Origin of the sequence: Anaeromusa sp., from assembly GCF_028691475.1 — a bacterium.
Taxonomy (GTDB): domain Bacteria; phylum Bacillota; class Negativicutes; order Anaeromusales; family Anaeromusaceae; genus Anaeromusa.
The window spans coordinates 1-6,341 of the sequence record NZ_JAQUZF010000130.1 but is presented as its reverse complement, the minus strand read 5'-3'; the positions used below and the strand labels follow the sequence as shown (position 1 = coordinate 6,341).

Annotated in this window: 7 protein-coding genes; all 7 read left to right on the top strand. The window is 53.5% G+C overall.

The annotated features are described in order from the left end of the window. Nucleotides 1-864 (top strand): cysteine synthase A (cysK, locus tag PHF27_RS12665; protein ID WP_300070727.1); only part of this gene is annotated, 864 nt, incomplete at its 5' end. A 259-nt stretch (nt 865-1,123) separates the two neighbouring features. Next, complete coding sequence (gene panC, locus PHF27_RS12660) at nt 1,124-1,981, top strand: pantoate--beta-alanine ligase (RefSeq protein WP_300070725.1); 858 nt, start codon at nt 1,124-1,126, stop codon at nt 1,979-1,981. A 1-nt stretch (nt 1,982) separates the two neighbouring features. Further along, a complete protein-coding gene (gene panD, locus PHF27_RS12655) occupies nt 1,983-2,366 on the top strand; it encodes an aspartate 1-decarboxylase (protein ID WP_300070722.1) in 384 nt (127 codons plus the stop codon). Nucleotides 2,367-2,434: 68 nt separating this feature from the next. Further along, entirely contained in the window at nt 2,435-3,409 is a 975-nt protein-coding gene (locus tag PHF27_RS12650; RefSeq protein WP_300070719.1) for a biotin--[acetyl-CoA-carboxylase] ligase, read from the top strand. Between the two features lie 27 nt (nt 3,410-3,436). Continuing rightward, nucleotides 3,437-4,201, top strand: coding sequence for a type III pantothenate kinase (locus PHF27_RS12645; protein WP_300070716.1), 765 nt, complete (start codon nt 3,437-3,439; stop codon nt 4,199-4,201). Beyond that, nucleotides 4,185-5,186: a tRNA dihydrouridine synthase DusB gene (gene dusB, locus PHF27_RS12640; protein ID WP_300070713.1), complete on the top strand. Its 1,002-nt coding sequence runs from the start codon at nt 4,185-4,187 to the stop codon at nt 5,184-5,186. Before PHF27_RS12645 ends, dusB begins: the two co-directional genes overlap by 17 nt. A 2-nt stretch (nt 5,187-5,188) precedes the next feature. Then, nucleotides 5,189-6,160 carry a hypothetical protein gene (locus PHF27_RS12635; RefSeq protein ID WP_300070710.1) on the top strand — a complete coding sequence of 324 codons (972 nt, stop codon included), beginning with the start codon at nt 5,189-5,191 and terminating at the stop codon, nt 6,158-6,160. The last annotated feature ends 181 nt before the right edge of the window (nt 6,161-6,341 follow it).

Sequence of the window (6,341 nt, the reverse complement as noted above, 5' to 3'; positions counted from 1 at the left end):
AACCACAAACTGCCGGCGAAAATTGTGGCCAAGCTGGAATACTTCAATCCTCTGGGCAGCGTGAAGGATCGAGCTGCTTACGCCATGATTGCGGATGCAGAGTCAAAAGGCCTTGTGGACAAGGATACGGTCATTATCGAACCGACCAGCGGCAATACCGGCGTAGGCCTGGCTTTCGTGGCGGCGGCGCGCGGCTATACGCTGATTTTAACGATGCCGGAGACCATGAGTATTGAACGGCGTCTGCTTCTTTCAGCGTTAGGCGCCAAGGTCGTCTTGACTCCCGGTGCGGAAGGCATGAAAGGCGCGATTCGCCGCGCGGAAGAACTGGCCGCCGAACACGGCAAAGCCTTTATTCCGCAGCAGTTCAAAAATCCTGCTAATCCTGCGATTCACAGGACGACAACGGCCGAGGAAATCTGGGCTGACACGGACGGTCAGGTGGATGTGTTTGTGGCTGGCGTCGGCACTGGCGGTACGGTGACCGGCGTCGGGGAAGCCCTGAAGGCGAAAAACCCCAACATTCATATTGTGGCGGTAGAACCGGCGGAGTCTCCGGTGCTTTCCGGCGGCGCAGCAGGACCCCATAAGATTCAAGGCATTGGCGCCGGCTTTGTGCCGGACATCTTAAATACCGGCGTGGTGGATGAGATTTTCCAAGTGCCAGGAGCCGACGCGTTTGCTACTTCTCGTGAACTGGCGACAACCGAAGGCTTGCTGGTGGGGATTTCTTGCGGCGCTGCGGTTTATGCGGCTGCGCAGCTGGCCAAGCGGCCGGAGTTTGCCGGTAAGACCATTGTAGCGCTGTTGCCGGACACCGGGGAACGCTATCTCTCAACGCCTCTTTTCCAGAGCGAACAGTAAAAAAATTATTTGTGAAAAAAGTAGAGACTGACTTGTAATTTTGGCTTGTAGGCCGGCCCTAGCCATGCTACAATGACCAAAGAACCAGGGCGGTATCCTTTTGGGGAACTGCACCGCAGACAGCCAGCTTTGCCGACAATTTCATCAGGCTTTTTTGCCGCTTAGATCCTACGGGACTGAGACGCCAAAGCCGTTCTGTCTGCCGTACTATGCCTTCCGGGTTTCCGGGAGGCTTATTTTTTTGAGGAGAGTGGTTTTTATGAAACAGGTCACAACGGTGGAAGAACTGCGTCAATTGGTAGGCGGAGCGCGCCGAACGGGGCAAAGTGTTGCGTTAGTTCCTACGATGGGCTATTTGCACGCAGGGCATTGTACGCTGATGCAGCAGGCTAAAAAAGAAAATGGCCTGGTCGTAGCCAGCATTTTCGTGAATCCCTTGCAGTTTGGCGCCGGCGAGGATTTTGCCGTGTATCCGCGCGATTTAGAGCGTGACGCGGCCGCCGCTGCAGCGTCAGGGGTGGATGTGCTGTTTACTCCCTCGGTAGAAGAAATGTATCCCCAAGGGTACGAAAATATGAAAACCTTAGTAACTGTGAGCGGCGTCAGCGAAGGGCTGTGCGGCGCGTCTCGCCCCGGCCATTTTCAAGGTGTGGCGACAGTAGTGGCCAAGCTTTTTCATCTGGTTCAGCCGGATCGTGCGTATTTTGGGCAGAAGGATGCGCAGCAAGTGGCGGTCATTCGACAAATGGTGATGGATTTGAACTGGCCGGTGGACATTGTGGCGGTGCCGATTGTGCGCGAAGCGGACGGTTTGGCTTTGTCTTCGCGCAATGTATATCTTTCGCAAGCGGAACGTACAGCGGCGTTAGTGCTGTCGCGGGCGCTGCAGAAGGCCCAAACTCTTTTGCAAGCCGGGGAACGGCGCAGCGCCTCCGTGGAAGCTGCGGCAAAAGAGGAGCTGGCTCAGGAGGCTTTGGCAGCAGTGGAGTATGTGATGTTGGTGGATGCGGCCAGCATGCAGCCGGTGGCCGAGATCAAACAGCCGGTGGTATTGGCTCTGGCTGTGCGCATCGGCAAGACAAGACTGATTGATAATTTACTGTGGGAGGAATGCTAAGATGATGCGACATATGTTTACTTCTAAACTGCACCGGGCGACGGTGACCGAAGCCAACTTAAACTATATGGGGAGTATTACCATTGACGAAGATCTTGTAGATGCTGCGGGCATGTACCTTCATGAACGGGTGCAGATTGTCAACAACAATAATGGCGCTCGTTTGGAAACCTATATTATTCCCGGACCGCGCGGCTCCGGCGTTGTCTGTTTGAATGGCGCCGCCGCCCGCTGGGCTCAGCCGGGGGATGTCGTGATTATTATGGCCTACGCTTGGATGGAGGAGGCCGAGGCGCGGACCCATGTGCCCAAGGTTGTTTTTCTGGGCGAAGGAAACCGTATTGAATCCATCAAAGGCGCAGAGCAGCATGGTGAAATCGGTTGATTGACAATGAAGAGACCCGTAGTTTATGATGTAAGAATGAATACATCGGAAACTGGGAGGTCGAGGTTTTGCGAGCGCGAATACTAAAGCTGCTGCGGCAGCAATCCCAGGATTATCTATCCGGGGAAGAGATCAGCCGGCAACTAGCGGTCTCTCGTACTGCTGTGTGGAAACACATTCAGGAATTGAAAAATCACGGTTATGAAATTGAAGCGCATCCGCGCAAGGGGTATCGCTTGAAAAGCCGTCCGGACTTATTATTGCCAGAAGAAATTAGAGCTGGCCTGGCTACACAGCTTTTGGGCAAGCATATTGTGCATTTTTATGATACTTCTTCTACCAATAATGAAGCCAAGCGTCTAGCGGCGGATGACGCTGTTGAAGGAACGATTGTCGTATCAGAGGCGCAAACATTGGGGCGGGGACGTTTGAATCGCGGTTGGTTTTCTCCTCCCGGAGGCGGTGTCTGGGTATCTGTCATTCTTCGGCCTCCGTTCCCGCCGCAAGAAGCTCCGAAATGCACGCTTATGGCGGCGGTAGCGACCGTAGAGGCGATTCGTGAGGCCAGCGGTCTTAATTGCGGCATTAAATGGCCTAACGACATTCTCTGGCAGGGGCGGAAGCTGGTGGGCATTCTTACGGAAATGAGCGCAGAAATGGATGCCATTAATTTTGTAGTACTGGGCATCGGTATTAACGTGAGCTTGCAGGAAAGCGATTTTCCTGAAGAGTTACGGAACATAGGCGCTTCCGTGTCCATGGGAGCCGAGCGCGAAGTTTCCCGCGTAGAGGTGCTGCAAAAGCTTTTAGAACGTTTGGAGTATTGGTACCAAGTGGTGAAACAAGAAGGCTTTGAGCCTGTTTTGGAAGCTTGGCGGCGCGAGTCGGTTACCCTGGGGCAGCCGGTCCGCGTGCTGGCTGGCGAGGAAACCTATGATGGCGTGGCGGAAGAACTGGCAGAAGACGGTTCTCTCTTAGTGCGCACGGAAAATGGCTTGCGGCGCGTACTGGCGGGAGATGTGTCGCTGCGCCTGCAAGGGTAGATCGTTAAAAATGGAGGAAGAAATCACATGCTACTAGTGATTGACATTGGCAATAGCAATATCGTTCTGGGAGCCTATGAAGGAAAAACCATGCAACATCACTGGCGGGTTTCGACAGACCGCCAGAAAACCGGTGATGAGTACGGCATGCTGTTGAATAATTTATTTCATTATTCCGGCTTGACGATGAAGGATATTACTGCTGTTATTATCTCCTCGGTAGTGCCGCCGATTATTGTGCCTTTTGTCCGGATGTGCCGGCGTTACTTTAACGTAGATCCCCTTGTTGTGGGCCCTGGCATCAAAACCGGCATTTGCATTAAATACGAAAATCCTCGCGAAGTCGGCGCTGACCGTATTGTCAACGCTGTGGCCGCCTATGAAATGTTTGGCGGTCCGCTGATCATTATTGATTTTGGCACGGCCACCACCTTCTGCGCCATCGCCGACAACGGCGACTATTTAGGAGGCGCTATTTCTCCAGGCATTGGCATTTCCACAGAAGCGCTGTTCCAACGGGCGGCCAAGCTGCCGCGTATCGAGTTGGTGCAGCCGAAACAAGTGATCTGCCGCAATACGGTAAGCAGCATGCAATCGGGGATTATCTTCGGTTTTACGGGCCAAGTTGATGAAATCGTTCGGCGTATGAAGGAAGAACTCGGCAGCGACGCCTATGTAGTAGGAACTGGCGGCTTGGCGAATCTTATTGCGCAGAACTCAACCACCATTAATGTAGTAGAACATTTCTTGACACTGGAAGGACTACGCATACTCTATGAACGGAATTCCTAAACTGACGATTGGCGGGCTTGTGCTCGCCAATCCTGTTATTTTGGCCCCTATGGCCGGTGTAACGGATTTACCATTTCGCCTCTTATGCAAGGAATCAGGCTGTGGCTTGGTTGTGTCGGAAATGATCAGCGACAATGCTTTGCTTTTTGACAATGACCGCACCTTGGAAATGCTGCGCATGGAACCGGCGGAGCGTCCGGTAGCCATGCAGATTTTTGGTTCTAATCCGGAGCTGATGGCGCAGGCGGCGCAAAAGGTGGAAGCTGCAGGCGCGGATATTATTGATATTAATATGGGCTGTCCGGCGCCGAAAATTGTCAAAAATGGCGAAGGTTCGGCGTTGATGCGCCAGCCCGAATTGGCGCAGCGCATTTTGCGCGCCGTTGTAGCGGCGGTAAAAGTCCCGGTGACCGTGAAAATCCGCAAAGGATGGTCAGACAAAGAAGCTAACGCTGTAGACATGGCTCGTCTGGCGGAAGATGCCGGCGTAGCGGCGGTAGCCGTACACGGACGGACGCGCGAACAATTTTATGAAGGTAAAGCGGACTGGAATAGTATTCGCGAAGTCAAAGCGGCTCTTACTATCCCGGTAATCGGCAATGGCGACATCTGGAGTCCTGCGGATGCGAAGCGCATGCTGGAGGAAACCGGCTGCGACGGCATTATGATTGGGCGGGGCTGCCAGGGCAACCCATGGCTGTTTCGCGATATTTTAGCGTATTTGCAAACGGGTGTTGTGCCGCCAGCGCCGTCCTTAGAAGAACGGCGCCGGTTTATTTTGCGCCACTTGGATATGTTGATCTCCTTGAAGGGAGAATATGTCGCCGTTAGGGAGATGCGCCGCCATGCGGCCTGGTATACGAAAGGCGTGCGCGGCGCGGCTAGATGGCGGCAGTTGTTGAATCAAGCGCTTTGTCGTGATGATTTTGAGCGTTTGCTGGAGGAAATGCTAGCAGCGGAATTGTCTGCTGCAAACGGGGGCTGACCATGAGTGACAGCATGATTTTATTTCCGCTAATGAGCGGTGTTTTACCGCGCCCGGGAGGCGGGCGGGCCCAGGGGATTTTTTTACCGGATCAAGGCGGTAATTGGCTGGCAAGGCTCGCAGGAACCCGTAATAATCTGCTTCTTTGCCCTTGGCTGAATGATGAGGAGCGCTTGTATCCAGTAGGGGTGTCGGCTCGCGTACTGGAGGTGGAAGCGCAGCCTGCTTTTGACGAGGATGGTCAGGCAGTGACCGTCTTTTTGGCGACCTTAGAAGGTCAGGAATTTATGCGCTGGCATTCTTTCCGAGGCAGTCAAGACCTGGTCTTAGCCGAAGGCGTGGAGACTGTGCCGCTACGGCAGATGCGCAAAAAGTATCCGGCTATTTCCGGGGCGGGCTGGCAGCCTGCGGGCGGGTATACAGAGTTTCGAGGGCATGAGGATCTGCCGGTAACAATATACGGACTGGACGTGGAAACAGGACGAGAGGTTTCCATTACGGCCAATCTGGGCGGACTGGTAACTTCGGAGCAGGCGCACACTATCGAGCATGGTATTATACGCGCCTTGCAGCAAGCTGGCTTGTGCACGGTTCGTACGTTGCTCAGCGCCATAACCCATGAGACGGAAGAGCTGAAGTGGTCAGTAGAGGCGGGCATTCGGTTTGCGATGCCTGAAATTTTGGGACAGACGCAAGGCGGAGCTTGCGGCAATCCCATGACCTATTTGGCTCAGGCTTACTTTAGCGAGACGTTTCTGGAACAGCTCGAGTCGGGAGAAAATGCCGCTGATGCAGTGGCAAAAGCGCGCAAAAGCGCCATGTCTCAGGTGATGGAAGATCTGGATTTGACCGGAGATCCCCAGCTTAGAGCGTTAGAGGGGTTGAAGAAGGGGATGAGTCATGATGACACGCCGCTGCCAGTGGCTGTGTGCAAACGAGTGCTGCAGCGCTTCCCTTTTTCTCCTTGGGGTTGACTTGCTATATTGACGAAGCCGACCTTTGGGCCTATAATATTGTCCAATAGCATAAAGAAGTTTTAAGTGTCAAGGCAAACTTGACACTCTTTCTATTGTTTTGTAGTAATGCCGTTGGTTGAAGCAAGTATAAAACAGAAGGAGCGCGAAACATGGCGGAAAAACAGACCATTCTTACAGA

What these genes read in the sequence shown, in the direction of transcription:
- panC (WP_300070725.1), top strand. Translation starts at nt 1,124, where the DNA reads ATGAAACAGGTCACAACGGTGGAAGAACTGCGTCAATTGGTAGGCGGA.
- dusB (WP_300070713.1), top strand. Translation starts at nt 4,185, where the DNA reads ATGAACGGAATTCCTAAACTGACGATTGGCGGGCTTGTGCTCGCCAAT.
- PHF27_RS12645 (WP_300070716.1), top strand. Translation starts at nt 3,437, where the DNA reads ATGCTACTAGTGATTGACATTGGCAATAGCAATATCGTTCTGGGAGCC.
- PHF27_RS12635 (WP_300070710.1), top strand. Translation starts at nt 5,189, where the DNA reads ATGAGTGACAGCATGATTTTATTTCCGCTAATGAGCGGTGTTTTACCG.
- panD (WP_300070722.1), top strand. Translation starts at nt 1,983, where the DNA reads ATGATGCGACATATGTTTACTTCTAAACTGCACCGGGCGACGGTGACC.